This is a genomic window from Arcobacter iocasae, assembly GCF_042214795.1.
GTDB classification, from domain to species: domain Bacteria; phylum Campylobacterota; class Campylobacteria; order Campylobacterales; family Arcobacteraceae; genus Arcobacter; species Arcobacter iocasae.
Genome location: NZ_CP090177.1, coordinates 2,553,291 through 2,579,729 on the forward strand (window position 1 = coordinate 2,553,291; position 26,439 = coordinate 2,579,729).

Annotated in this window: 32 protein-coding genes; 13 read left to right on the plus strand and 19 right to left on the minus strand. The window is 26.6% G+C overall.

Annotation, left to right across the window (positions count from 1 at the left end):
• Nucleotides 1-97: 97 nt before the first annotated feature.
• Both LXN10_RS12805 and LXN10_RS12810 read right to left on the minus strand, forming a co-directional pair.
• Nucleotides 98-280 (minus strand): hypothetical protein, encoded by a 183-nt coding sequence (locus tag LXN10_RS12805; protein ID WP_375723383.1) that lies wholly within the window; start codon nucleotides 278-280, stop codon nucleotides 98-100.
• The gene (locus LXN10_RS12810) at nucleotides 277-948 is read right to left on the minus strand and encodes a class I SAM-dependent methyltransferase (protein ID WP_375723384.1); all 672 of its coding nucleotides are present in this window, start codon (nucleotides 946-948) and stop codon (nucleotides 277-279) included. Before LXN10_RS12810 ends, LXN10_RS12805 begins: the two co-directional genes overlap by 4 nt.
• Nucleotides 949-1,073: 125 nt before the next feature.
• Between LXN10_RS12810 and LXN10_RS12815 the strand changes: the two genes are divergently transcribed.
• Nucleotides 1,074-1,715: a DsbA family protein gene (locus LXN10_RS12815; protein WP_375723385.1), complete on the plus strand. Its 642-nt coding sequence runs from the start codon at nucleotides 1,074-1,076 to the stop codon at nucleotides 1,713-1,715.
• 21 nt (nucleotides 1,716-1,736) lie between these two features.
• On the opposite strand, the gene LXN10_RS12820 is transcribed toward LXN10_RS12815, so the two are convergent.
• Together LXN10_RS12820 and LXN10_RS12825 are read right to left on the minus strand one after the other, a co-directional pair.
• Nucleotides 1,737-2,330 (minus strand): pentapeptide repeat-containing protein, encoded by a 594-nt coding sequence (locus LXN10_RS12820; RefSeq protein ID WP_375723386.1) that lies wholly within the window; start codon nucleotides 2,328-2,330, stop codon nucleotides 1,737-1,739.
• Complete coding sequence (locus LXN10_RS12825; protein WP_375723387.1) at nucleotides 2,327-2,713, minus strand: thioredoxin family protein; 387 nt, start codon at nucleotides 2,711-2,713, stop codon at nucleotides 2,327-2,329. Before LXN10_RS12825 ends, LXN10_RS12820 begins: the two co-directional genes overlap by 4 nt.
• A 131-nt stretch (nucleotides 2,714-2,844) precedes the next feature.
• Here LXN10_RS12825 and LXN10_RS12830 point away from each other — a divergent pair, with 131 nt between their 5' ends.
• Together LXN10_RS12830 and LXN10_RS12835 are read left to right on the plus strand one after the other, a co-directional pair.
• Complete coding sequence (locus LXN10_RS12830; RefSeq protein WP_375723388.1) at nucleotides 2,845-3,129, plus strand: putative quinol monooxygenase; 285 nt, start codon at nucleotides 2,845-2,847, stop codon at nucleotides 3,127-3,129.
• A gap of 9 nt (nucleotides 3,130-3,138) precedes the next feature.
• On the plus strand, nucleotides 3,139-4,311 hold the full coding sequence (locus tag LXN10_RS12835) for a class II aldolase/adducin family protein (protein ID WP_375723389.1): 1,173 nt from the start codon (nucleotides 3,139-3,141) through the stop codon (nucleotides 4,309-4,311).
• 20 nt (nucleotides 4,312-4,331) lie between these two features.
• On the opposite strand, the gene LXN10_RS12840 is transcribed toward LXN10_RS12835, so the two are convergent.
• From LXN10_RS12840 to LXN10_RS12860, 5 genes are read right to left on the minus strand one after another with little or no spacing between them, the layout of a single operon-like run.
• Entirely contained in the window at nucleotides 4,332-5,138 is an 807-nt protein-coding gene (locus LXN10_RS12840) for a glycerophosphodiester phosphodiesterase (RefSeq protein WP_375723390.1), read from the minus strand.
• Nucleotides 5,139-5,996 (minus strand): ABC transporter permease, encoded by an 858-nt coding sequence (locus LXN10_RS12845; RefSeq protein WP_375723391.1) that lies wholly within the window; start codon nucleotides 5,994-5,996, stop codon nucleotides 5,139-5,141.
• Complete coding sequence (locus LXN10_RS12850; protein ID WP_375723392.1) at nucleotides 5,993-6,850, minus strand: ABC transporter permease; 858 nt, start codon at nucleotides 6,848-6,850, stop codon at nucleotides 5,993-5,995. The genes LXN10_RS12845 and LXN10_RS12850 overlap by 4 nt, the downstream gene beginning before the upstream one ends.
• Nucleotides 6,847-7,914, minus strand: coding sequence for an ABC transporter ATP-binding protein (locus tag LXN10_RS12855; RefSeq protein WP_375723393.1), 1,068 nt, complete (start codon nucleotides 7,912-7,914; stop codon nucleotides 6,847-6,849). The genes LXN10_RS12850 and LXN10_RS12855 overlap by 4 nt, the downstream gene beginning before the upstream one ends.
• Nucleotides 7,915-7,955: 41 nt before the next feature.
• Complete coding sequence (locus LXN10_RS12860; protein ID WP_375723394.1) at nucleotides 7,956-9,017, minus strand: extracellular solute-binding protein; 1,062 nt, start codon at nucleotides 9,015-9,017, stop codon at nucleotides 7,956-7,958.
• Nucleotides 9,018-9,255: 238 nt separating this feature from the next.
• Here LXN10_RS12860 and lsrK point away from each other — a divergent pair, with 238 nt between their 5' ends.
• The 4 genes from lsrK to LXN10_RS12880 are packed head-to-tail and all read left to right on the plus strand — an operon-like array spanning nucleotide 9,256 to nucleotide 12,931.
• Entirely contained in the window at nucleotides 9,256-10,818 is a 1,563-nt protein-coding gene (lsrK, locus tag LXN10_RS12865; protein ID WP_375723395.1) for an autoinducer-2 kinase, read from the plus strand.
• Nucleotides 10,819-11,193: a cupin domain-containing protein gene (locus LXN10_RS12870; protein WP_375723396.1), complete on the plus strand. Its 375-nt coding sequence runs from the start codon at nucleotides 10,819-10,821 to the stop codon at nucleotides 11,191-11,193.
• 2 nt (nucleotides 11,194-11,195) lie between these two features.
• Nucleotides 11,196-11,966 (plus strand): ion transporter, encoded by a 771-nt coding sequence (locus tag LXN10_RS12875; protein ID WP_375723397.1) that lies wholly within the window; start codon nucleotides 11,196-11,198, stop codon nucleotides 11,964-11,966.
• A gap of 8 nt (nucleotides 11,967-11,974) precedes the next feature.
• A complete protein-coding gene (locus LXN10_RS12880) occupies nucleotides 11,975-12,931 on the plus strand; it encodes a hypothetical protein (RefSeq protein ID WP_375723398.1) in 957 nt (318 codons plus the stop codon).
• An 11-nt stretch (nucleotides 12,932-12,942) separates the two neighbouring features.
• Here LXN10_RS12880 and LXN10_RS12885 read toward each other — a convergent pair whose 3' ends face one another.
• Nucleotides 12,943-13,422, minus strand: coding sequence for a HugZ family protein (locus LXN10_RS12885; RefSeq protein WP_375723399.1), 480 nt, complete (start codon nucleotides 13,420-13,422; stop codon nucleotides 12,943-12,945).
• An 87-nt stretch (nucleotides 13,423-13,509) separates the two neighbouring features.
• On the opposite strand from LXN10_RS12885, the gene LXN10_RS12890 reads away from it, so the two are divergent.
• Together LXN10_RS12890 and LXN10_RS12895 are read left to right on the plus strand one after the other, a co-directional pair.
• Nucleotides 13,510-14,448: a methyltransferase domain-containing protein gene (locus LXN10_RS12890; protein WP_375723400.1), complete on the plus strand. Its 939-nt coding sequence runs from the start codon at nucleotides 13,510-13,512 to the stop codon at nucleotides 14,446-14,448.
• Between the two features lies 1 nt (nucleotide 14,449).
• Nucleotides 14,450-15,430, plus strand: coding sequence for a lytic murein transglycosylase (locus LXN10_RS12895; protein WP_375723401.1), 981 nt, complete (start codon nucleotides 14,450-14,452; stop codon nucleotides 15,428-15,430).
• On the opposite strand, the gene LXN10_RS12900 is transcribed toward LXN10_RS12895, so the two are convergent.
• From LXN10_RS12900 to LXN10_RS12910, 3 genes are all read right to left on the minus strand, one after another.
• Nucleotides 15,427-16,485: a hypothetical protein gene (locus tag LXN10_RS12900; RefSeq protein ID WP_375723402.1), complete on the minus strand. Its 1,059-nt coding sequence runs from the start codon at nucleotides 16,483-16,485 to the stop codon at nucleotides 15,427-15,429. The two genes, LXN10_RS12895 and LXN10_RS12900, sit on opposite strands and share 4 nt — an antisense overlap.
• Before the next feature lie 72 nt (nucleotides 16,486-16,557).
• Nucleotides 16,558-17,118: a TlpA family protein disulfide reductase gene (locus LXN10_RS12905; RefSeq protein WP_375723403.1), complete on the minus strand. Its 561-nt coding sequence runs from the start codon at nucleotides 17,116-17,118 to the stop codon at nucleotides 16,558-16,560.
• Nucleotides 17,118-17,537 carry a disulfide oxidoreductase gene (locus LXN10_RS12910; protein ID WP_375723404.1) on the minus strand — a complete coding sequence of 140 codons (420 nt, stop codon included), beginning with the start codon at nucleotides 17,535-17,537 and terminating at the stop codon, nucleotides 17,118-17,120. The genes LXN10_RS12905 and LXN10_RS12910 overlap by 1 nt, the downstream gene beginning before the upstream one ends.
• 90 nt (nucleotides 17,538-17,627) lie before the next feature.
• On the opposite strand from LXN10_RS12910, the gene LXN10_RS12915 reads away from it, so the two are divergent.
• Complete coding sequence (locus tag LXN10_RS12915; RefSeq protein WP_375723405.1) at nucleotides 17,628-17,927, plus strand: hypothetical protein; 300 nt, start codon at nucleotides 17,628-17,630, stop codon at nucleotides 17,925-17,927.
• A gap of 20 nt (nucleotides 17,928-17,947) precedes the next feature.
• Entirely contained in the window at nucleotides 17,948-20,221 is a 2,274-nt protein-coding gene (locus LXN10_RS12920) for a cache domain-containing protein (protein ID WP_375723406.1), read from the plus strand.
• On the opposite strand, the gene LXN10_RS12925 is transcribed toward LXN10_RS12920, so the two are convergent.
• Entirely contained in the window at nucleotides 20,213-21,988 is a 1,776-nt protein-coding gene (locus tag LXN10_RS12925; protein WP_375723407.1) for an ABC transporter ATP-binding protein, read from the minus strand. The two genes, LXN10_RS12920 and LXN10_RS12925, sit on opposite strands and share 9 nt — an antisense overlap.
• 104 nt (nucleotides 21,989-22,092) lie before the next feature.
• On the opposite strand from LXN10_RS12925, the gene LXN10_RS12930 reads away from it, so the two are divergent.
• Entirely contained in the window at nucleotides 22,093-22,539 is a 447-nt protein-coding gene (locus LXN10_RS12930; RefSeq protein ID WP_375723408.1) for a hypothetical protein, read from the plus strand.
• On the opposite strand, the gene LXN10_RS12935 is transcribed toward LXN10_RS12930, so the two are convergent.
• The 5 genes from LXN10_RS12935 to LXN10_RS12955 form a co-directional block, all read right to left on the minus strand.
• On the minus strand, nucleotides 22,536-23,165 hold the full coding sequence (locus LXN10_RS12935; RefSeq protein WP_375723409.1) for an HAD family hydrolase: 630 nt from the start codon (nucleotides 23,163-23,165) through the stop codon (nucleotides 22,536-22,538). The genes LXN10_RS12930 and LXN10_RS12935 overlap by 4 nt on opposite strands.
• Complete coding sequence (locus tag LXN10_RS12940; protein ID WP_375723410.1) at nucleotides 23,143-23,562, minus strand: hypothetical protein; 420 nt, start codon at nucleotides 23,560-23,562, stop codon at nucleotides 23,143-23,145. The genes LXN10_RS12935 and LXN10_RS12940 overlap by 23 nt, the downstream gene beginning before the upstream one ends.
• Nucleotides 23,563-23,608: 46 nt before the next feature.
• Nucleotides 23,609-24,355, minus strand: a complete 747-nt coding sequence (locus LXN10_RS12945; RefSeq protein WP_375723411.1) for a hypothetical protein — start codon at nucleotides 24,353-24,355, stop codon at nucleotides 23,609-23,611.
• 129 nt (nucleotides 24,356-24,484) lie between these two features.
• A complete protein-coding gene (locus LXN10_RS12950) occupies nucleotides 24,485-25,423 on the minus strand; it encodes a M23 family metallopeptidase (RefSeq protein WP_375723412.1) in 939 nt (312 codons plus the stop codon).
• A gap of 5 nt (nucleotides 25,424-25,428) precedes the next feature.
• On the minus strand, nucleotides 25,429-25,623 hold the full coding sequence (locus LXN10_RS12955; protein WP_013135141.1) for a CPXCG motif-containing cysteine-rich protein: 195 nt from the start codon (nucleotides 25,621-25,623) through the stop codon (nucleotides 25,429-25,431).
• A gap of 86 nt (nucleotides 25,624-25,709) precedes the next feature.
• On the opposite strand from LXN10_RS12955, the gene LXN10_RS12960 reads away from it, so the two are divergent.
• On the plus strand, nucleotides 25,710-26,420 hold the full coding sequence (locus tag LXN10_RS12960; protein WP_375723413.1) for a YebC/PmpR family DNA-binding transcriptional regulator: 711 nt from the start codon (nucleotides 25,710-25,712) through the stop codon (nucleotides 26,418-26,420).
• Nucleotides 26,421-26,439 lie beyond the last annotated feature (19 nt).

A 26,439-nucleotide genomic window follows, 5' to 3' on the forward strand; every position in this document is an offset into this window, starting at 1 on the left:
TAAAAAAAGCCAAAGATGAAACTCGAAACCATCTTCATAAAAAACAGTATAGCTAAAATAAAAATTAAATGCAAGTATTATTAAAAAAAATTTAATATTATATTACATTTTCATTAATTATTACACTCCAACCCTCATATTTAGGTGATTCTTCTATCTCTTTTATCTGTGTATTTGTTAAGTTTGGATAGCTCATTTTCTTCCCATCCCATACAATACAGGGGAAAGTCTTCTCTTTTATAAGAATTGATTTAATAATTTTAAGTATTTTTTTTATCATTTTACTCTTTTATATACTGCAAAAAAATGAGGAACAGAAGGTTTTTGATTATCATCATATGCTAAAAAACTAATCTCTTCTAATTCATCACTTAATACAAATTGATTTATTTCTTTTTTATCTAAAGGTAAAGGTATCTCATCTAAGTTTTTATTCTCTTTTCTACTTCTACAAGAGACAAGTACATATCCTCCTATATCTAATAAATTTGAAATAGCAACTCTAGCTTTGATTCTATACTCACCTGGTAAAACTTGTATTGTATTACATTCATATACTAAATCAAAGTTTTCAATCCATGATTTATCATATTCAAATAAATTTGCTACAAGATAATTAACTTTTGTATTTGGATATCTCTTTTTACAAAGTTCAATTGCAGTTGGAGCTATATCAAATGCCGTAACCTCAAATCCAAAGTCGCTTAATGCTTCTGCATCATCACCAACTCCACAACCTATTACAATAGCTTTTGGGGCTTGTTTATTGATTTTATTTTTATTTAACCAATTTATTAAATAAGGACTTGCTTCCAAGTCAGCCCAAAATACTTTTTTATAATCTCCATTTGCATTTTTATAAATTGTATCAAACCAATCAAGTGGTTTATTCTCTTCTTGGTATTGTTTAACCATTTTTTTGTATTCAACTGGGTCAAATGTTTGCATTTTTTCTCCTGATTTGAAATATTTTATTTAAAATAAGGTTTTATTAGTATAATTTTGATTTTTAAAAATAAATATTTATATTCTATTAATCTATAGATATTAAAATACATGTACTAGGAGTAAAAATGCAAAATAAAAAAACAGTTTTAATAATAATAGTAGCACTAATTGGGCTATTTTTTGTGGGTGGTTATTTTTATAAACAAAATAAGGCTAGTGAATTTGGAAAAGTAGCAAGTGAAAAAGCAGAAGTTTTTCAAAGGGATTATTCTTTAGTAATGGGACCTAAAGATGCAAAAGTTCAATTAGTAGAATTCTTTGATCCAGCTTGTGGAACTTGTGCTTATTATTATCCTTTTGTTAAAGATATACTTAAAAAGCATAAAGATGATATTAAATTAGTTCTAAGATATGCACCTTTTCATGCAAATTCTAATTATACAGTTAAAATGTTAGAAGGTGCTAGAGAGCAAAATCTTTTTAAAGAGACTTTAGAATTGATGTTTGCTACACAAAATCAATGGTTAGATGGACATGGTGTAGATCCTAGAAAATTATGGATTGTTTTAGAAAAGTCAAATATACTTGATATGAAAAAATTATCAAAAAGTATGGACAATATCATGTATGATAAAATCATCGAACAAGATTTAGATGATGCAAGAGTTTTAAATGTAAGAGGAACTCCTTCATTTTTTGTAAATGGAATATCTCTTCAAGATCTTAGTGGTGAGAATTTACAAAAATTAATTGAATCACAACTATAAAAGATACTTTAAAAGTATCTTTTATTGGCAATCCGCATCTTTAAATTTTGCATCTTCACCTTTTAAATAATCACAATCTTTTTGTAATAAATTTACTCTTTCAAAAACAGCATCAAAGGCTAAAGTATCACTTAAATCAGAACTTAACAAATCTAAATCACTAAATCTTGCATCTGCAATTCTTGAAGAAGAGAAGTTAACATTATCAATTGATGCTTCACTGAATTTTACACCCCAAAGGTTTGAACTTTTAAAAGATACATCTTTTATCTCTGTTAGTTGCATGTTTCCACCTTTGAAATTACTTCTATCAAAAGTAGAGTTTTTTATAGTGGCATTTTCAAAATTACATTGAAAAAAGTTTGAATCCATACCTTTTACATCTTCTAATTTTGTCCCCCAAAAAGAAGATTTCGCAAAGTTTGATTTAGATAAATCTGCCCCTGATAAATCAGACCCTGCAAAACTTGTTTTTTGTAAATTCATACCTGATAGGTTTGCATTAGTTAAATCACAATCTTCACAAACTAGTGTCTTTTTTAATTTCTCAAGTTGTACTGCATCATATGAAAAAAGAAAAGTGAAACTAAAAATCAAAAGTAATAATTTTTTCATTTTTTATTCTCCTTTAAAAGTGTCATAAATTTATTCTCTTTTAATCCACCCATTGCTTTTTTGTATACATTTTCTCCATCTTTTGTGAAGTAAAATCTTGGTATTCCCCAAAATTGCATCTGTTTTGGGATATCTTGATCATTGATATCAAATTGATATGTAATAAAATTTTTATTTACAAAATTTTTAACTTCATCTTTTACAAAAACATGCTTTTTCATATAATTACATTCAGGACAAGTTGGCGAGCTAACCATCACAAAAATAGGTTTATTTTGCTCTTTTGCTTTTTTAACAGCCGTTGCATAATCTTTTTCCCAATTAAAGCTTGCTGCATTTAGTGAAAGAAATGTAATTAAAAGTATTCCCAATAACTTAATCATATAAACTCCTTTATTTGATATAGTATTATAACTATTTTTAATAAAAAAGCAATCTTAAAAAGCAGTTTTAATTATTAAGTGAAAATATAATAAAATGAAAACTATTAACTTAACTAAAAATTGGAGATATTATGAATATTATAAAAAAAGTTACATTTATAGCAAAAGATGATTCTATTAAAGAAATGAAAGATTTATTAAAAACTATGGTTGAACCTTCTAAAAATGAAAAAGGTTGTTTATCATATGAAATCTATCAATTAAAAGAAAATCCAGCAAAGTTTGTAGTTGTTGAAGCTTGGGAAGATGAAGAGGCTTTAGAAGGACATAAAACTACAGAACATTACAAATATTATAAAGCAAACTTTGAACCATACTGTAAAGATAAATATAGTGATGATTTAGAAATAATATAAGGCAATAATTTGAAAAATTTATGGACAAACGAAGAGGCACAAAAGTATAAAAGTGATTTAGAACTAAGAGTTTTTACTTCAAACTTATTAGGAAGAAGTGATGAACTTGTTCTTCATGGTGGAGGTAATACTTCTGTAAAATCAAAAGTAAACGGTGAAGATATCCTTTATGTAAAAGGAAGTGGTTGGGACTTAGTAAGTATTGAAAAAGAGGGCTTCGCTCCTGTTAAACTTGATACTTTAATTGAAATGGCAAAACTTGAAAGCTTAAGTGATAGCGATATGGTATCACAACAAAAAGCAGCTATGATTGATAAAAGTGCACCAAATCCTTCGGTTGAAGCAATCTTGCATGCAATTATTCCTTTTAAATTTGTAGATCATACACACGCAGATGCAGTTGTAACTATATCTAATAATAAAAATGGAATAGAAAATATTAAAAAAGTTTTTCCAAACTTTTTAATTATCCCTTATGTAATGCCAGGTTTTATTCTGGCAAAAACTATTTTTGATATGGCTAAGGGTTATGATTGGAAAAATAGTGATGGAATTATTTTACATAATCATGGAATTTTTACTTTTGATGATGATGCAAAAAAATCTTATGACAAAATGATAGATGCTGTTAGTTTGGCTGAAAAGTTTTTAGAAGATAATGCAAAACTTGAAATACCAAGTTTAGAAGCTAAAGAAGTAGATTTAACTGAACTTATAAATGCTATTTCTAAAGAAAAAGGTTATGATATAGCTTTAAAAGTAAATCAAGATAAAGAGGCTTTATATTATGCTTCTCAAACAAATCTAAAAGAAAATGTTACAAAAGGAGTTTTAACTCCTGAGCATATTATTAGAACAAAAAAAGTGCCTTTAGTTTTAGAAGATAATGATATAAAAAGTGCGATAGAAGAGTATAAAAAAGAGTATAAAGTATATTTTGAAAGGTATGCAAAAGATGAGATTTGTTTAAATCCTACTCCAAATTATGCAGTAATAAAAGATTTTGGAGTTGTATCTTTTGGAAAAAATGAGAAAGAAGCAAATATTATAAATGATATTGTAACTCATACTATTAAAGCTGTTTTAAGAGCTCAAAAATTAGGTGGCTTCGTAAGTATAAGTGAAAAAGATAGTTTCGAAATGGAATATTGGGAACTAGAGCAAGCTAAATTGAAAAAATAAGAAGTTTAAAACTTCTTATTTCAATAGTCTGTAAAAACAGATTTCACTCCCCATTTAAAGAGTTTTTCGATATCTTCTTTTTTATTTACTGTATAAACATTTACATAAAATCCTTCATCAATTAACTTTTTGACTAAAGCTTCATCTGTGATTTCAAAATCACAATTATAGTTTTTTACATTTAAACTTCTTAGATAATTTATCAAGTCTTTTGGATGTTTGTTTTCTTGAAGAGCTGCTATGTCAATGTTTGGATTTAAATTATTTATTTGTTTTAAATAAGTATGATTAAAAGAAGAGATTATAACTTTGTTTTGCATTTTAGTTTCATCAACTATTTTTAATACTTCTATTGCTGCTATTTCATGAAAGTTTGTATTTTCTAAATCTTTTATTTCAATGTTTGCAAAGATATTATTTTCTTTTAAAAATAGTAAAAGCTCTTTTAGTGTTGGTATTTTTTCTATTTGTTCTTTTTTTAAATCTTCAAGTGATACTTTATTTTCTTTTATAGTATTAAAGGGATCTTCTTTTATAAACCATGAGGAGAAATCAAGATTTAGTAGTTGCTCATAAGTATAATCTACAACTTTATAAGGCTTTTTAAACTCTTCGAACTCTTTTACATTACTTGTTCGCTCTAGTGTATCATCATGAATAATAACTGCAATTCCATCTTTTGTAAAAGCAACATCAAATTCTACTATTTTGTATGTTCCAATTACTTGTTTAAAAGCTGCCATTGTATTTTCAGCTCTTAATGATCTTAAACCTCTGTGAGATATAAGTAATTGTTCATCTTTTTTAAAATTGTTCCAAAAGTTCATTTATTTGACCTCTTTTTTTGTAAGTACTAAATTTAAAACTGCCAAAATTGATGTTGTAATTATCAGTAAAAAAGATATGGCATTTATAATTGGGGTACTTCCATCTCTTACTTGAAGATATAAATTTATTGGTAAAGTAGTATCTGAACCCACTAAAAATAGGGTAGTATTAAAGTTTTCAAAACTCATCAAAAAAGCAACAGCACCAGCTCCTATAAGAGCTGGTTTTAAAAATGGTAAAATAATATATCTGATGGTTTCAAACTTTGTAGCTCCTAAATTTAAAGCAGCATCAGATAAAGAGTTATCAAACTTTTTAAGTCTTGCAGAAACTACTAATAAAACAAAAGTAGAGATAAATGAAAACTGACCAATAATAACTAACCAAAAACTAGGTCTTAAAATACTAATATCCAAACCAAAAGTATTTTCTATATATGTTCCTGCGCTATTTGTTGCTAGAAGTAGTGAAATACCAAGTATTACTCCTGGAATTACTAAAGGAAGAAGCGCTAGAAAATAAAAAGCTTGTTTAAACTTGAACTCTTCCCTTTCAAATAAAAATGCACCCATTGTTCCCATAATCAAAGAAAAGATAGATACAAAAAAAGCAGTTTGAATACTGATAATAATGCTTTGTAAACTATTATCATCATGAAATAATCCAAGTCTATCTCTTGTATCGGATAAAAACCAATCAAGGGAAAATCCTTTCCAAGGTAAAGTTGGGAAATCAGAATTATTAAATGCTAAAATACAAGTAATAACTAAAGGTGCAAATAAAAAAACATAAAACAAAGTTATGTAAACTAAAAAAGCAAAATTATATTTTTTGCTTCTTGGCAATGACCTTATCATGATAGAGCCTTTGAAAGATTTTGTTTGCTAATTTTCAAACCAATCCAAATAATAAGTGAAGATAAAATCAAAAGTAAGAAACCAAAAGCGGCACCTTGATTCCAATTGAAACTTGCGATAAATTGGTTATAAATTTGCTCTGTAAACCATAAAGAATTTTTCCCACCCATCAAATTTGGAGTTAAATAATTACCAAGTGTTAACATAAATACAACTATAGAACCAGATACAATTCCAGGAGCTGCATAGGGAATAATTATTTTGAAAAAGATTACAAATTTTGAAGCACCTAAATCCAATGCTGCTTCAATATAACTATCATCCATGCCATCTAATGCAGAAATAAGTGGAACTATCATAAATAACATTGATGTATAAACAAGTCCCATAATCATACTAATATCATTGTATAACATCTCTATTGGCTTATCTATTAGCCCAAACTGCATCAAATAATAGTTTATAACTCCACTTTCCCTAAGTAAAATCATCCAACCATAAACACGCACAAGTTCACTTACCCAAAATGGCATCAAAAGAAGTATTGTCAAAAATCCTTTATATTTGGGCGAAACAACTTTTGTAATATAAAAAGCGATAGGAAAGGTTACTACAAAAGTTAAAAATGTCACAAGAATAGAGTATGTAGCAGTTCTAACAAAAGTATACCAATATATATTTTCTTTAAAAAATGCATTGTAGTTGCTAAAACTCCAAACCATATCACCAACATCATTTTCTACTTTTAATGACATAAGCAGTAAATCAATTTGTGGCAAAATTATAAGTAAAAAAAGCCATAAAAATACTGGAATAAAGAATATAAAAAATCCTAATTTAATATGCTTTTTCATGACTTATAACACTTACAATCTTCTAAATGAACACCAGCTTTTACTATGTCATCTTTTTGAATATGAGTAAACTCTCTATTTTGAGGAAGAGAGACCATTATTTCATGATTATTATCTAAAAAGCTTGCTAGTATTTTTGTATTTGAACCATCAAAAAGTATTGTTTTTACCTTTAAATCAAAATAGTTCATATCCTTTTCCCCAATTTTTGGAAATAGGGCTATGGCTTCTGGTCTTATAAATAAAGTACAATCTTTTTGTATATCAGTATCTATAAATTTTACTAAAAAATTAAGCTCTTCTTTTGTTTTAACTGAGTTTTCATTTTCTTTATAAGCTTGAAACTTATTTGTTTCCCCCACAAAAGATGCTACAAAACTAGTCTTTGGATTTGAGTATAGATTTTGAGGAGTATCTATTTGTTCTAATTTACCTTTATTCATAACTGCCACTTTATCACTCATAACTAAAGCTTCAGATTGGTCGTGAGTTATATAAATAAATGTCGTGCCAATTTCATTTTGAAGTTTTTTTAACTCTATTTTCATCTGTTCCCTAAGCTTCAAATCTAAAGCTCCTAAAGGCTCATCTAAAAGTAAAATTGAAGGTGAAAGTACAAGTGATCTAGCTATGGCAACTCTTTGTTTTTGTCCACCTGAGAGTTCTTGTACATTGTGATTTAAATAATCACTTAAATGAACTCTCTCTAACATAGATTTGACTTTTATTTCTATCTCTTTTTTGGGAACATTTTGTCTTTTTAAGCCAAAGGCTACATTTTCTTGGACATTCATCATGGGAAATAGTGCTAAGTTTTGAAAAACAAGATTTACAGGTCTTTTATTTGGTGGTATTCCTATCATCTCTTTGTTATTGATAATTATATTCCCTGAACTTGGTTCTAAAAACCCAGCTATCATTCTAAGTAATGTTGTCTTTCCACAACCTGATGGTCCCAAAATAGAAAAAAACTTTCCTTCTTCCACTTGAAAGTTTATCCCATTAACAGCTTTATAATCTCCAAAGGTCTTTTTGAGATTTTTTATATTTAAAATATTTTGCATGATTTTCCTATGATAAGGGGAAGATTATTCCCCTTACTATTTTATTGTGCAGATTTTACTAAATCTAAGGTTCTACCTTCTATTTTTTCTAATTTTGCAGGTACTGGTGGATACCAATTTATATTATCAATATCTTTTTGGCTAAATGTTCTTTCAAAGTTATCTTTTTTCTCAGGATTTAATAGTTTAAGTGCGCCATTTGAGGCTGTACCATAACCTTGATCATTTGTAAAATAAGCTGCATTTTCTGGTTTTAACATAAAGTTAATCCATTTATACGCACCATCAATATTTTTTGCTTTTGAAGGAATAGCAAAAGTATCAATCCAACCTAATGCTCCACTTTTTGGTGCAACAAAGTCAATATCTGGATTTTCTTTGTGTAGTTTCCAACCACCACCGTCCCATCCCATGGCAACAGTAACTTCTCCACTTCTTAACATACTTAAAAGTGCATCTCCATTTGCCCAATAGTTATGTACTAAAGGTTTTGCCGCAATTAAATCTTTCTCAACTGAATTCATTAAAGAAGAATATGCCGCAATATCTGAGTATTTTTTAAAAGGATCAACACCTTTCCCAAATGCAACAGCAATCAAAGTTGGTCTTTTTAATCTATAAGAGATCTTTCCAGCATATTTTGGATTTAATAAATCACTATAATCTTTAGCATCAGGAGCTAATTTTTTATTAACAATTAAACCAGAAGTTCCATAACAAAAAGGTACTGCATATGATTCACCTTTTACTTTTGTATTGTTTTTAACAGCAGTTAACATAGATGGAACAACATTTGCTGTTGTGATTTTTGAATAATCTATTGGCATATAGATTTTATATTTTGCTTGTACTGAACTTATTCTATCTTGAGAAGGCTGTGCAAGGTCAAATCCTGCGCCTCTTGTTGCTCTTAATTTTGCAATCATCTCTTCATTATTTGAATATGTAAGTTCAACATTTATGCCTGTTTCTTTTTCAAATTTCTCAACTAAAGCTTGAGGTGCATATCCTTTCCATGTAAGGATTTTAAGTGTATCATTGGCAAATAAATTACTACTAAGTAAAGCAGTTGTAGCAACAGCTAAAAGGGCTAATTTTTTCATCTTTTCTCCTAAGTTTTATATAACTAGTGATTATATTAGAGATTTATTACATAAAAGTAACAACAACATCTTGTAAGTATAATAAATCCTTTTTGCTTATTTATTCTTTAAATAGACTTAAAGTTAATAATTTGTTTATTATAATTATATGCTATAATCAAGTAATTAAAGAAATAAAATTTTTTATAATATTATTTATAATTGGCAATTGCTAGTTTTATTCTAATTGGAGAGCATATTGAAATATTTAATGGCCATTGATGCAGGAACAGGTAGCGTTCGGGCGGTTATTTTTGATACAAATGGAAATCAAATAAGTGTAGGTCAAAGGGAATGGATGCATTTAGAAGATGAAGGTGTTAAATATAGTATGAGCTTCGACTTTACTACAAACTGGCAACTATGTATTGATTGTATAAAAGAAGCAATTGAAAAATCACAAATAAATTCAAATGATATTTTAGCCCTTAGTTCTACAAGTATGAGAGAAGGTATTGTTTTATACGATAAAGATGGAAATGAGCTTTGGGGTGTTGCAAATGTTGATGCAAGAGCTGGTGCAGAGGTTAAGTTTTTAAAAGAACATTTTCAAGGCATAGAAGAAGAGTTTTATCACACTTCTGGTCAAACATTTGCATTAGGAGCACTTCCTAGAATCTTGTGGCTTAAAAATAATAGACCTAAAGTCTATGAAAAAGTAGCAAAAATTTCTATGATTGGTGATTGGATTTTAGCAAAATTAAGTGGGGTAATTGCAAGTGACCCAAGCAATGCAGGAACTACTGGAATATTTTCACTTCTTAATAGAACATGGGATACTTCTCAGGCTTTAAAAATTGGACTAAAAGATGATATCTTTCCTCCTTGTTATGAAGTAGGGACTGTTATTGGATTGGTTAATGAAAAAGCTTCACAAGAAACAGGACTTTCAAATAATACAAAAGTCGTAATGGGTGGAGGAGATGTTCAATTAGGCTCTGCTGGATTAGGAGTTGTAGAAGTTGGACAAGTAGCAGTTCTTGGTGGTTCTTTTTGGCAACAAATTGTAAATATATCATCTGATATTTATCCTCCTTCAAATATGAGTTTAAGAGTCAATCCCCATGTTATCCCAAATCAATCCCAAGCAGAGGGTATTACCTTTTTTTCTGGACTTATTATGAGATGGTTTAGGGATGCTTTTTGTGATATGGAAAAACTTGAATCAAAAGAAAAAAATCTCGATGTTTATGAAATACTTGAAGAAAAAGCAAAAGATGTTCCTGTTGGTTCATATGGAATCATGCCTATTTTTTCTGATTCTATGAAGTATGGTAAATGGTACCATGCTGCACCTTCTTTTATAAATTTAAGTATTGATTCAAATATTTGTAATAAGGCTTCTATGTTTAGATCTTTGGAAGAAAATGCTTGTATCGTATCTTCTATAAATTTAGAAAAAGTAGAAGCTTTTACAAAGCTAAAATTTGATGAAATAGTATTTGCAGGTGGAGCTAGTAGGGGAAAACTTTGGCCTCAAATATTAGCAGATGTAACTGGCTGTAAAATCAAAATACCAAAAGTAACAGAAGCAACAGCTCTTGGAGCTGCAATGGCTGCTGGTGTTGGGGCTGGTATTTTTGAAACACTTAGTTTGGCTTCAAAAGAGTTAGTTGTTTGGGATAAAGAGTATTTACCAAACCTTGAAAATAAAAAGATATATGATGATATAAAAGAAAAATGGATAAAAATTTATAATAAACAATTAGAACTAGTAGATAATGGCTTAACTAATTCTATGTGGAAAGCACCAGGAGTATAAATGAAATTAACAAATGAGAACGAACACGAGTATAGATTTGGAACACATGGACCAAAATATCTTACAAAAGGTCCTATGGTAGATATGGGAGTTGTTGTAATTGGGGTAGGAGAAGAACATCCTTGTCACAAACATGTAAAACAAGAAGAGTCATTTTTTGTTTTAGAAGGAGAGTGTAGTGTCTATCTTGATGGTGTAAAAGTTATAATTAGAAAAGGCGATTATTTGCAGTGTGAACTAGGTGAGTCTCATATGTTTATAAATGAAAGCGAAAAGCCTTTTAAAGCAGTTTTCATAAAAGCTCCACACTCTGAAGTGAAAGATTCTGTGTATATTGATTGGAAGCCTGGGCAAGAATTTATAAAAGAGGTTTAAAAATGGAGTTAAAAAAAAATCTGTACTTTATTCTTGAAAGACCAGCAAATCATAAATATGGAATGTTTGTTCAAGCTATTATTTATATAAATATATTTGCTAGTATTTTAATTTTATTTTTAGAAACAGAAGATTCTTTAAAAGGTTATATGCATATTTTAAATTATATTAATATATTTAGTATAGGAGTTTTTACTATAGAATATATTGCAAGAATATATTGTATAAATTTTGATAATAAGAAAAAAAGAGTTAAATATATTTTATCACCTTTTATGATTATTGATTTATTAGTATTATTACCTTTTTATTTATCATTTTTGCCTTTTTTAAATATAGATTTAGCATTTCTTAGAACTTTGAGAGTTTTAAGAATTTTCAAACTTTTTAGACTTGGGAAATTTATTGAGTTTGATAATATATTAGCCCAAATTGTAAAAGAGAAAAAAGAGGAGTTTATATTTATTTTAATAGCTTCTGTTATAATATTATTTACAATATCACCTTTAGTATATTTTGCAGAACATGATGCACAACCAACAGTGTTTAAAAGTATGTTTGATTCTCTTTGGTGGTCAGTTATAACATTTACAACTGTTGGATATGGAGATATGTATCCCATAACAGGTTTTGGAAGAATATTAGCTACATTTTTAAGTATATTTGGAATAGCTTTTTATGCAATACCTGGTTCAATATTAACATCTGCATTTTTAGATAAGATGAATCATAAAAAGCATTATAAAGAAGAAAATAATAGTGATGAGAAATAAGGGCTAAGATGGAAAAAAGAGTATTAGAAATCGAGAAACTAAAAGCAGCGCTAGGTGAAAGTTTAACACAAGAAGAGATAGAAAGAAAATTGAAAGAAAAACTAGAAGATATAGAAGAAGAAAATACTTCTAAAAATGAAATCAAACAAGAACTTATGGATGATGAAATAAAAACGCCTAAAAATATTGAAGAGATTAAAGAAGAAATTCTTGAAGAAACCGAAGAAATAGAACAGCTAAAAGAAGAGTTTCTTGAAAAGTCTGAAGAAATAGAAGAATTATTAGAAGAAGAACCAGCAGATTTCGAAATTCAAGTAGAAGAGATAAGTGCTGAAAAACTAGCACTTTTAAATAAAAGAAGAATGGAAGATTTAAAAGCTAACAAAAAAAGTTCTATAAATATTCTTATATATCTTTTCTCTTTTGTTGCTATTTTATTAATAATTTTTGCAGCTTATTTATTTATGAATAAACCTGCTGTAAAAGAAGTTGTTGTTTATAAAAAAAGTGAACCAAAAGAGATAATTAAAGAAGTAGTAAAAGAAAAAATAGTTCCAGCAAAAGAAATTGATGATAAACAATTAAAAAGTTACTTTAATTCAAATAAGTATGAAATTTACAAATGCTATGATTTTAAAGTAGGTATTGCAACTTTTCCTAATGAGTGTAAAAAACCACTAAAAGAATTTTTAGCAAAAAATAAAGATAGTTTTAAATTAGAAATTACAGGAGTAATTTCACCTGATGATATTGACTTGGTTAAAAAAGTTAACTTAGGTGATGCAAGTGCTAAAATGAGAGAATACATTGTAAGAGGCTTTTCAAGAGAGAGAGTTTTAGAAACCTCTTTTTACATAAGAGATGTTTTAAAAGATGATGTTATTTTAACCCCTGTTAATTATTATGTTACATCAAAAAAAGTGAGCAAAGGTGTTATTATAAAAGCCTATTATTTAGAAAAATAATAGGCAATATTTTATTTATGAGAGATATTTTTCTCAATTAATTTACCATTTTCATTCATCAAATAAGCAGCTCCAAAACCTAAAACTAAAGATTTATCTTTTGGAGTTAGTTCAACTATTTTAAAATCTTTCATTTTTTTGATAAAAGATAAGCTATCTCCATATCTTTTATCAAATAACTCAAAATATTTTTCACCTTCAACTATTTTACATGAGGCAGAAAAATATAATCTTTTTCTAGCATAAATATGTGAAGCATCTTTTTCATCTTCTATTAAAAATGCATGGGCTTTTAAAGTAGCTTCAATATTTTTATAGTGTGGTAGAGAAGAACTCATGACAACATAAAATTTATCATCATCCTCCACAAAGGGTGAGTAACTTGTAAGCGGTTCATTATCTTTACTTGTAGTTGAAAGTGTTAAAGAGAATTTGTCTTTTGGAAAAGTTTTAAATGCATCAATTATCTCTTCATTTGTTAGTTTATTCATAGATTTCCTTTTTTGCATTATATATTTAAAATATTAAAATAAATTAAAAAGGTTATTTTAGTAAAATAGTATAAATAAAGGGGTTTTATGAAAAGATTTTCAAATGAAAACATGGTAGAGATAATTGAATATATTACAAACTATTTAAAAGATAAAGAAAGTAGACATATTTTTGAATTTGAAGTTTTAAATCCAGATATCTCTTTAGATGTTTATAGTGGAGAAAAGTTTATAATAGAAAATAAAGAGCATATATATAGAAGTTATAACTCATGGAATTCATTAGCACAAACTCTTTTTTGTAAACTGCTAACTCCACAAGTTATTTCAAAAGAGTTTATTAAATTATCTTTTGTTAAATTAGATAAAAGTGATAGCTTCCATAAAAGTGCAAGTGAACAAAGTGAAAAATATGGTATAAATTCAATCTTTGATAACATAAATAAAAATGAGGAAGCATCTTTTATTTATTATTATATAAATGCTTTAAAAAATGTAGATATAAGTTCAAAAACAAAAGTATTAAATCTAGGGATTAATTCTGGGGCAGAATTTGAAGTTATTAAACAACTTTCAAGTGATTATAAAAAGACTCACTTTACAGGAATTGATTTTTGCGAGTCTGCTATTAATAAAGCTAAAACAAAATTTGATGAATCAAATTTTTCATTTCTAGCTGAAGATATAAATAATATAAATAATTTAGATTTAGGTAAGTTTGATTTGATAATATCAATAGGAACTTTACAAAGTACGACATTAAATTTTAAAACATTTTTTATGTCTTTGATTCAAGATTACTTAGAAGATAAAGGTTCTATAATTTTGGGGTTTCCAAATTGTAGATGGATTGATACTCAAATGATCTATGGAGCAAAAGCTCCAAATTATAACTATTCAGAGTTATCAATTTTGTTTAATGATGTAATATTTTGTAAAAAGTATTTACAACAAAAAAAATATAGAGTTACAATTACAGGAAGAGATTATATATTTCTAACTGCAACATCAATAAAGAAAGGTTAGTATGAAGTTTTTATTTATTATCGCATTTTTATTTTTGAATCTTTCTTTTGCAGAAGATTTTAATAAAATAAAAAATGTCGAAGAATTTAAAAGTTATATGGTAAAAGAGCACAAATTTAATGAAAAAGAGTTATCAAAATTATTTTCAGATGTAAAGATTCAAAAAGATTCTTTATGGTTTTATACAAAACCTCATAAAACAGATTATAAGACACACTATTGGACAGATTATAGTAAAAATTTTTTATCAAAAAAGAAAGTACAAGCAGGAGTTGATTTTTTAAAAAAGAACAATGAGGCTCTATACAAAGCTTATAAAGAATATAAGATACCAAGTGCATATATAGTCGCAATAATTGGTATAGAGAGCAATTATGGTGGCTTTATGGGTAAGAATCCTACCTTTGATACTCTTAGCACCTTAGCCTTTAAAAAAAATAGAAGAAATAGTTTTTTTAAAAAAGAGCTTGAAGCATATTTACTTATGACTAGAAAAGAGAGAGTAGATCCAAAAGAGATTAAGGGATCATTTGCAGGAGCAATAGGTTATTGTCAATTTATGCCTAGTAATTTTAAGAAAGTAGCAGTCGATTTAGATGAAAATAATCAAATAAGACTTGATAAACCAAATGATGCTATTGGAAGTATTGCAAATTATCTTAGAATTAGTGGTTGGGAGAGGGGAACTCCGGTTGCTGTTGAAGTTAATTTTGATGGAAAAAGATTTGATAAGTTTAAAACTGGATATACAACTTCATATGATAGAAATGATTTAGTGGGTATAAAACCTGTTGAAAGATTCTATTATGATAAGCATGTTAGTTTGATAAAATTGAAGAAAAAAGATAGTGATGAACTGTGGTATGCAACTAAGAATTTCAAAGTAATTACTACTTATAATAGAAGTGCTTATTATGCCATGGCAGTTCATCAATTAGCAAGTAAAATAAAAGCGGAATACCTAAAACAAAAAAATAATTAGTGATAATTAATATAGTTTGGTTTAGTCCATATGATTCTACCTTTTACAGGTTCTAATCCTAAAATTTGTTTAGGTGTCATTAGTGGTTTTTTATCATTTTTATAGAAGATTTTAAAACCACCTTGGGCAACTTTACTCGCATCTTTATTATATAAAGAGTTATAAATCTTTATTTTAGTACTACCTCTTCCATGTCCATCAATGTTATATGTAAGATTGATCCTATCATATTTTTTTACTAAGCTTTTATTTCTTAACATTCTTTCATAAAACATATGAATTAAAAGCATTCTTTTACCTTGGATATGATTCTTTATCATATAGTTTTGCATAGCTTCTTGTACTTCATTTACATCTTTTGCAAAAATATGTCCTATAAGTTTACCAGGAGGGTATTTTCTGTGTTTTGGAATTTTAAATTCTGGATCAACTGCAATATGTACATTTGGATATTTTAAAAATTTTAAAATAGGTTCTACAGCTTCAATTGGAGTCATTGTTCCTAATTGTACATCTAAAATAACAGCAAAATTTTCTTTTTGGGCTCTATTGATGTATTTCATAATCAAAAGTTCATTTAAAGGTTTAATATGGTCATAATCATTTCCAGATTCTAAAGTTGCAATATCTTTTATTATATGATATGTTGGTACAATCTTTACGCCATTTGAGATTGCTTCATACTCTTTTTTAACTACTTTCATCTTTTTTGTAAGATCATCAATACTAAGCTCTCCTAATATTCCTAAAACTTTAGAATAGGGTCTTCCATAAAAACCAACCAATATATCATTTGGATTATAAGTATTAGGAAGTATCTCATTTTTGAGAATTTCGTCTTTAACCTTGGTGTCATTTTCTATAATATTATTTGCAGCTGCTTCATCTAATGTTGTTTTTTCATGAATAATATTAATTGTATTTTTTAGAGTTGAATTTTCTTGAGTTATACTTTTTAAAGTTGGATTTTCTTGGGTTACATTTTCTTGATTAGCATTTAAAAAAGTAGTAAAAATTATACTAATCATTATAATAACATTTTTCATTTTGTACATTTAATTCCTTATATATTATTCGGGATTATGCCAAAAAAGTATTGTGATTATCTTGAAAGTAGAAAAAGATTTCTACTTTTGGTCTTTTAACTTAACTATTAGGTTTTCTAGTGTTTCTTCATCAACTGGACCTATGAATTTTTCAATCATTACTCCATCTTGTGCAAAAAGGTATGATTCTGGTATTTTTTGAATATTATTAAATGCTTGTGCAACTCTTTCATTATCTGCACCTACAGTTACCGGAAAGTTCATGTTATATTTTTTCATAAAATCCGCTAAGTCATTTTTACTAATTGGATCTTTAAATAATATTGATACTACTTCAAAGTTATCAGGGTATTTTGAAGTTAGTTTAGAAAATACAGGAAGCTCTTCTTTACAAGGAGGACACCAAGTGGCAAAGAAATTGATTAGAATTATTTTCCCATTTAAATCTTTTGATGTCAGAATATCTTTTGAATACTCAAAACTAATTTTTTTACCTTCAGTTGTAACTAAATTAAATATATTTTCATTTTTTTCTTTTTTTAGTTCACTAAAACTAGGAGTATCTTTTATAACAGTTTTTGCCTCTTCATCGCAGCCTGTAAATAAAAAAAGTGTTGTTAATAAAAGTAAAAAGTATTTCATCAGTTTCCTTTTGAATTTTTGTAAATTCTTATTTGTAATATAAAAAGTAAAAAGTATGCTATAAATGATAAAAATGGTATTGTAATAAATCCAAACCAATTTATATAAACAGTAGAACAAGGAATACCTTGTACACAAGGAACCATATCTTCTGAAATTATGCCAAACATTAATAAATTGTGATAAATACTAAACAATAAACCTACACAAATAAGTGCAAAAGTATACTTAAATATCTTATCATCAGGGTATAATAAGTTAATTAAAAATATTAACACAAGCGGATACATAAATATTCTTTGATACCAACACATACTACAAGGAACGAATTGCATTATTTCACTAAAAAAAAGACTTCCAAGTGTTGCAACTAGAGAAATTATAAACGATAATAATATTAAATTTGAATTTTGTTTCATAAATGACCTTTGGTGGTGAAAATATACCAAGTCTATTTTAACAGAAGCTTAATATAAATCTATTTATAATGAAATAAAAAAAGGCTTAATTTGATTGAAGCAACAGTTCTAATATTTATAATTATTAGTTTGGCTTTATTTGTTTTAATTTATAAACAAATTAGTAGAACTAAAAATAATGAAAAAACAGAAGTAAAAACAAAACAAGATATTATTGATGGATACGAAAAACTAATTTTAGATGTTATTGAGAATAATAAAGATGACAAAAAATTAATGATAGAAAAAAAGACACAAATCTTAAAAGTTGTTTCTAAAGATTTACATAATAATATATATTTTGATGATGATGAAGCTAAATATATAATCTCAAAGTTAGCTGAGCTTTAATAAACAGACTAAGGAATCTTTTGAAAAAAAACTTTTATTTATATATTATATTTGTCCCTATTTTATCTGTTTTAGTCTCAATTACATTAATTACTCTTCATAATATCAATGAATTAAATACAAGTGCTGACGAAGAAATAAAGGCTTTTACAAAAAACTATCTAATTGAGCAAAAAACAAAAATCTATAATAGAGTACATTTTTTTTCAAATATTATAAAAGTTAAAACAAACGAGTTTAAAAGTGAACAAAAAATACTCTTAAAAGATAATACAGAAAAAATCGAATACTTTTCTAAGCATCTTTTTAATTATCACAATTATAAGAATAATGATATAAAAAGTAAAATTAAAACTGAGATGATAAATCATTTATTCAAAAATGATCACTTAAACATTATTTTTGATTTAAAAAATAAAGAATTATTATTTGATGGAAGCAATCTTCTTAAAGATGTGAATCTTAAATCTTTAAGTGATACAACTGGAGTAACGATTTTAAATAAATTTAGAATATTTGATAGGTTTGTACAATTTGATTTAAAAGGTAAAAGATACATATTTTATGCAAAAAAAACGAAGGATTCTCAATTATTAATTTTAAGTGGTGATAGTATTGATGTAATGAATGAAGAGATAAAGAATAAAATTTTAAATTCTCTTTTGAGTTTTGATGTGGATGATAGTTATTATCTTTTTATAATAGATTTATTAAATAAAAATGGTGGAGATAATTACGGAAAAGTATTACTTCATCAATCAATTCCAACCTTAGAAGGTCAATTTTTAAGTACAAATATTAAAGATAAGCGTTTAAAAGAATATAGACATGAATATTTAGATGTTATTAAAAATTATGGAGAAGGTTTTATCACATATGATTATACAAAACCAGAAAGCAAAGAGGTTTTTAAAAAACTCTCTTTCTTTTATTTACAAAAAGATTGGAATTGGATTATAGGAACTGGATTTTATTTTGATGATTTAGAGTTTAAAACAGAAGAGTTTAAATCATCAATTGAAAAGAAGATTAATAGAAGTGTTAATACAGCGATTATAGTTGGTATTTTACTTATTATTTTCATATCAATTGCTATATATTTTATAACTTCAAAATTAAATAAGATAATTAATGATTACTCAAGTAATTTAAATAAAAGTAATGAGAGTTTAAGAAAACAAAAAGATGTTTTTAAAACACTATTTGATAAATCTACTGATGGTATTATTATTTATTCAGAAGATGGATATATCATTAATTGTAATGATTCAGTAGTAAGAATGTTGGAGTATGAAGATAAATCTTTTATTGCAAATAAAAAATTACAAGATATATCACCAAAAAAACAAAATGAAAATGATACTTCTGTATTAAAAGAAAAACTTTTTCAAATAGTCTCTTTTAACAATCAAACTTATAATTTCGAATGGGTATTCCTTTCAAAAAATGGAAGAAAGTTATTTTGTGAAATAAGAACAACAAGATTGATTTTAGATGATAACAATATTATTCATGCAATAATTAGAGATATTACATATAAAAAAGAGTTAGAAGAAAAGAATAAAAGACAACAAGTTATGCTTGCAGAAGAGTCAAAAAAATCTGCACTTGGTGAAATGCTTACAATGATAGCACATCAATGGAGACAACCTTTGAATAATATAAATTTATTGATTCATTTTGTTAGAGATACTTTTGATACTGGAAAGTTTTCAAAAGAAGAGATAAAAGATATAACTTTAGATATGAAAAGACAAATAGAGTATCTATCAAATACAATTAATGATTTTACAAATTTTACAAATCCTAAAAAAGAGACAACTCTTTTTTGTGTAAAAGATGCTATTGAAAAGACTTATAATTTAGCTATTGCCCAGTTTGAAAAAAACAATATAAAGGTATTTATAGAATCAGATGAAATAGAGGTTTATGGAATAGAAAATGAGTTTATGCAGGTTATTTTAAATATACTAAATAATTCAAAAGATGCACTTATTGAAAGTAATAATAAAGAAAAACTTCTTTTTATAAATGCAAAAAAAATAGATAATAAATTATTTTTGACGATTAAAGATACAGCAGGAGGGATTCCAAATAAAGTAATTTCTAGGATATTTGACCCTTATTTTACAACAAAACACAAAAATAATGGTACAGGTATTGGTTTATACATGTGTAATCAGATAATTAAGCAGTATAAAAATGGGGTAATTAAAGCTAGTAATGAAAGCTTTAATTATAAAAATAAGGTTTATGAAGGTGCAGTGTTTACTATTACTTTAGATTTAGACTAGTTGATTTTTGATAAAGTCTTGATAATGTCCTTGCACATCTTCAAGTTCATCATGAGTACCTCTTTGGACAATTTCACCACTTTCTAATACAAAAATTTTATCTGCATTTTTTACTGTACTTAGTCTATGTGCAATAGTAATTACAGTTTTATCTTTTAAAATAGGTTGTAATGAGTTAAAAAGTTTTGTTTCAGTTTGAACATCTAAAGCAGATGTTGATTCATCAAAAATAACGACATTTGCTTTTGATACAATCATTCTAGCTATTGATAACCTTTGTCTCTGACCTCCACTTAACCTAACACCATGTTTACCTACAATGGTATCTAAGCCATTTGGCATATCTTGTATACTCTCATATAATTGGGCTATTTTAAGTGCTTCAAAAATATCTTCGTCATTGATACTTTCATTATCCATTGAAATATTAAACCTAAGTGTATTATTAAATAAAATTGGCATTTGAAGAACTAAAAAGATATTTTTTCGCAAAGACTCTTTATTTATTTCATCGATATTTATATCATTATAAGTTATTTGTCCAGAATTCTTTTGATAAAAACCAGAGATGATTTGAGCTAAAGTAGTCTTTCCACTTCCACTAGCTCCTATTAATGCAACTTTATCTTTAGGTTTTATATTCAAGCTTATATCTTTTAAAAGTGGTTTATCTTCTATATATGAGAAATATAGATTTTTTATATCTATTTCTATATTTTTTATTTCAAGTGGTAATTCAATAACTCCTGTATTTTCTTTTTTTAAGTGGAAAATTTTATTGATTCTTTTTAATGCTGCACTTGCATTTGCATAAGAGTATTGAATAGATAAAATATCTTGAATAGGTGTCATTATAAACCAAATATATCCAAACATAGCAAACATCATACCAATTGAGAGATTACTATAAGCAACCATTACAAGTCCCGATGCCCTTAAAACTTCAAAAGCAACTAAAAATATAGTAAAAGAAAATCTCTCATAAGCTACACTTTTAAAATTAAATTCATCAGAGGTCTTTTTAACATTTAGTGCATTTTTTATTGATTGATTAAAAAAGTATTTTTCTTTATTACTTGCTTTTATTTGACCAAATAAATCAAGAGTTTCTCCTAGATTATTTTGAAAGTTCTCAACTGCTTCATTCTCTTTTTTCTTTAATTGTCCAACACTTTTTGAGATCTTTTTTGATAATAATATAATTATTGGTTGAATAAAAAGAATCATAAATCCCAAAATAGGGTGTATAGAAATCATTACAATAGAAACACCAATAAGTGTTAAAATTGAAGAGATAAATTTACTAGCACCATTTATTATAAAAGAGTCCAAAGTATTTACATCAGTTACCAAATTTGAAGTAATAGCTCCTGAACCCATACTTTCATATTCATTCATATTGACTTGTTTTAAATGTAATAGTATTTTTTCTCTAATTTTGAAAGTAACAAATTTTGATATCTTAGTAAAAATCTTAGTAGTAATTGCACTAAATAGAAAGTATAAAATTCTTAAAAGTATAACTGCAACTGTTACAATTGCTATATAATAAAATGCACTTCCTGAAGAAAAAAAATGATTTATATTATTTACAAAGAATCCTGGTTTTTTTAGTAATACTTCATCAACAAGTGCTGGAAGCATTAAAGGTATTGGAATACTTAGACAAATAGCAATAAATGTAAAAACTTGTCCCCAAAGAAGATCTTTTTTATTTTCTATTATTAATTTGAATATTTTTTTTAAAGTAATCGTGTCTTTTTTCATATAGGGATTATAGCTTTGTTATTTTAATAGCTTATTAATTCAAAATTATTGTAATTTTTTTAAAATATAATTTAAATCAAAAACCTTTTTAGCTATTATTTCATATGGAAAAAATAGTAAGTACAAGAGAATTAAAAAAGAACTTTTTAGAGTTATGTAATGAAATATCAAATGATGACTCAAAAGCCTTATTAGATTTAAAAAATACAGAAAAAATTGAATTTATGTTAAAGCCTTATTGTACTGAAGAATACCCTATAAGAAAGGTTCTAATTCTTTATCACAGGTACGCATGTGTTGCTTTTATATCAGCAGAGTTTGTAAAAAATGCAAAAATTTACATAGATGATGTTTTGACTAAATATATAGTTTTAGCCCTTGTAAATAAACCAGACCCAGATGAAGTTTCGGTTGTCTATTCAAATGTAGATGCTCTTTCTCGGTTCCCAACTAGACCAATTTCTATAAAAGATATAATCGCATATTTGGAATCTGAAAATATAGAAGAGACATTAAAAGAGTTTTATAAAAAGAAGCAACTTTTCTTTTAATTTAAAATTTCTAAAATATCTTCCAATTTTGATATTTTGTATTTTGCTTTTGAAAAATCTTGAGTTTTTGTAAATTCATTATGGACTATGGCACAATCAATATTTGCACTATGAGCTGCAATTAATCCTCGCTCAGAGTCTTCTATTACTATAGCTTCATCATTTTTAGCATTGAATTTTTCTAAACCTTTTAAATAAGGATCAGGGTGTGGTTTTGACTTAGGATAGTCTTCAACACATAAAACAAAATCCATAAAATCAGTAATACCACGATTTTTATGAATTATTTCAAAATCAACTCGTCTGGAAGTTGTAACGATTCCCATTTTGTATTTTTTACTAAGTTCATTTAAAACATCATGTACATTTTCAATAGTAATATCTTCTTTTTTTAAATACTCTTGATAATAAATATCCCTTTGATTCCTTGCAATAATTATCTCTTCTTGACTAGCTTGTGGTGCTGCCACCCAAACTCCATTTCCTTCTGTCATAATTTTCATATAATCATCAAATTGAATATTTACATTAAAGAATTCTTTTAAAGCTCTTTTACTAGCTTCAAAATAAAGTGGCTCTGTTTCTACTAAAACTCCGTCATTATCAAAAAGTATATATTTTTTCATATATTATGTATTTCTCCAAATAATCAGTAACAAGTATATTATGTTCTTTTAATCTATCTCTTACAAAAACTATTTTTTCTTTTCCATTTTCCATATAAAGTGCACCAATGGCATTTTTATAATAATTTAATTGTATTAAACTAGAAGCTAGTATTGGTTTATCATTTATAATTTTTAATCTATAATATTCATTTATATATATTAGGTCGCTTTTATATAATTCTTTTGTATATTTTATTTTTTTAAAACTGTATTCTGGATTTCCAATGTTATAAATTAGTATCTCTTTTTTATTAGGAAATAATTCTTGAAATACCTCTTCATGGTATTTAGAATATAAATTTTCTGCTTTTACTAAACTAGTAATTATAAGCAGTGTTAAAAATATTTTTTTCAAAATGAATATCTCACTCCTGATTTATTATTTTACTTTTTATGACACTCTATTCATATGGCATAGGAATAGGAGGTAATTCTCTAAATGCTTCTTTAACTGCATTTGTTATACTACTTCTATATTTATAATTTTCAACTGGATTACTAAACTGTAAAAGCTCTTTTGCACTTTGCAATCCTCTTTCTTTTTTGTATACAAAGGCAACTTTTTTACCCATATCTTCTGTTCTATTAAATATTGTATTACTATAAGTTCGAATAAATGTAAACTCTTTTTGGCTAATTTTATCTCCCCAACAGAAAAATACAAATTTTCCTGAAGGAACAAGATTATTTGCATCTTGATACATAATATCTCTATCAAATTCTGTATTTTGCATTGAGTAGTATTTTTCTAAATCTTCATCAAACTTTGTAAGTAAAGTTGTAGAGTTGATATTTTTTTCTATTAGGTTAAAAAGACTTTTCATTTCAATCAATTTGCCTTTTAATCTAGGTCCAAAAGCATGTTTAAATACTGTGATGTATGTTTCACATTTTAATTCAGTAAATTCTCCAAAGTTATCAAAGTCTTGATCTAACAAAAATTTCTCAGAATCGTATCCTATAGGAGTAACAACTGGATTATAAATAAAAATTGTTCCTTCTATGTTTTTTTTTCTATCTTTTTTTGTTTTAATCATGTTTTCGAATTGCTCTGGAGTTATTTCTTCCTCATCATAGTTAAAATATAAATAACTTGATGTTAAAAAAATTTCATCATATTTAGTCTCAATTTTACCGAAATATTGCATTCTTACCTTTCTTGTGTTAAATCTAATAAGGAAAAGATTCCTTTTAATATTTTATAATTATACTTAAAAGTTTTATTTTTTGTATTAAGAGTTTCCCAAATATAGTATTTTAATATTTTTCATTAAAACCTAATACTTTTCATTAAGTCTATTGAGTAGCTTAAAAAGCTCTTGTGGGTCAACTAAAACTCCGTGAATTCTTGTTCCAAAATGTAAGTGTGGACCTGTTATTCTTCCTGTATCACCAGATAAACCTATTTTATCATCTCGTTTAACTTTTTGATTTTCTTTTACTAAAATTTTACTTAGGTGAAAATAACAAGTAAAGACACCTTGTCCATGGTCAATTATAATTGAGTTTCCAGAATAAAATCTATTTCCTGCAAATCTTACAATTCCATCATTAGCTGCCACTATAGGACTTCCTATATCTGCCCTAAAATCAACTCCACTATGATAACTTTTAAGTTGTTTATTATAAATTCTTTTAGTACCAAAATCACTTGTAATCTTACTATACATAGGCATTAAGAAATCTTTTTTCCAAAGTAATTCTTTTGTATTTGTATTGTAAATATCCATTGCTTCTTTATACTCTTTACTAGCTCTTGTATTATCTTTTTTATTTAAATTTACTTTTGAGCTTGCTACTTTTATTTCTTCACTTTTGTAATTTCCCTTATAAATATTTATTTTAATAGAAGTAAATAATCTTCTATTATCTTTTATATATGAGATTATAACTTTATCATTTCCACTTTTGTGATAATAAGAAATAGGAATAAGAGCATAAAAAGAGTCTTTTTTAAAGGGATTTTTATAAAAAGGTAAGTTGATATTTCCTAAAGTTAATTTAGGATCTATTATTTTTTCATGTATTATTTGTATTAGTAAAGTTTGTCCATTAGCGATATTTTTTTCATATTTTATTTGTAATGGAGTATTCTTATCTAAATACAATTTTTTTGCATTATTGATATTGTTTTGATATTGATAAACATTCGTCGAATTTGAAAATGCAAGGGTCGTAAATAGGGTTAAAAGTAGGGTGTTTCTAAAAATATTCATAATGTTTAAAATTCATTTCCTTCTATTAAATTATAATTAAAAGTTGTTACTATACCATCTTCTACATTGTAAGAAACTTCAATGGGTCTACAACAAACTTCACAATCATCTACTATTTCTGTATATCCAAAGACTCCCGTATCTAGTAAAATAGTTATGGCTTGTCTACAATAGGGACATGTTAAGTTTAACTCTTCCATTAGGCTACCTTTTTAAATGTATAATATCATATTTATAACAAACTTGCTATAATCGCATAAAATTATGAAAATTATTGGAGAAATTTATGGGTAGAGCCTTTGAATATAGAAAAGCAGCCAAAATGAAAAGATGGGGAAACATGTCAAGAGTTTTCCCAAAACTTGCACGAGCAATTGAAGTAGCAGCAAAAGCTGGAGTTCCAGATCCTGAGATGAATTCAGCACTTAGAACAGCTATTTTAAATGCAAAAGCTGAAAACATGCCAAAAACAAATATTGATGCAGCTATTAAAAGAGCATCAGGAAAAGATTCGGCAAACTTTTCAGAAGTAAACTTTGAAGGTAAAGGTCCTCACGGGGTTTTGATTTTTGTAGAAACTGCAACAGATAACAATACAAGAACAGTTGCAAATGTTAAAATGTATTTTAATAAAAATGGTGGTTCTATGGCACCTACTGGTTCATTAGAATTCTTTTTTGATAGAAAAGCAATTTTTGAGTTTAATAAAACTGAAGATATGAGTATTGAAGAACTTGAACTAGAATTAATTGATGCTGGTTTAGAAGAGATTGAAGAAGAAGATGGAGTTGTTTTAGTAACAGCTGATTATAAAGATTTTGGTACTTTAAATAAAGCATTTGAGGATATGGGAATTGAACTTACAAAAGCTAAATTAGAACGAATTTCAAATAATCCTCAAGAATTTACAGAAGAACAACAAGAAGATATCGGTAAATTATTAGAAAAAATTGAAGATGATGATGATGTTCAAGCTGTTTATACAAATATAGCATAATAAATATACCAAATAATCA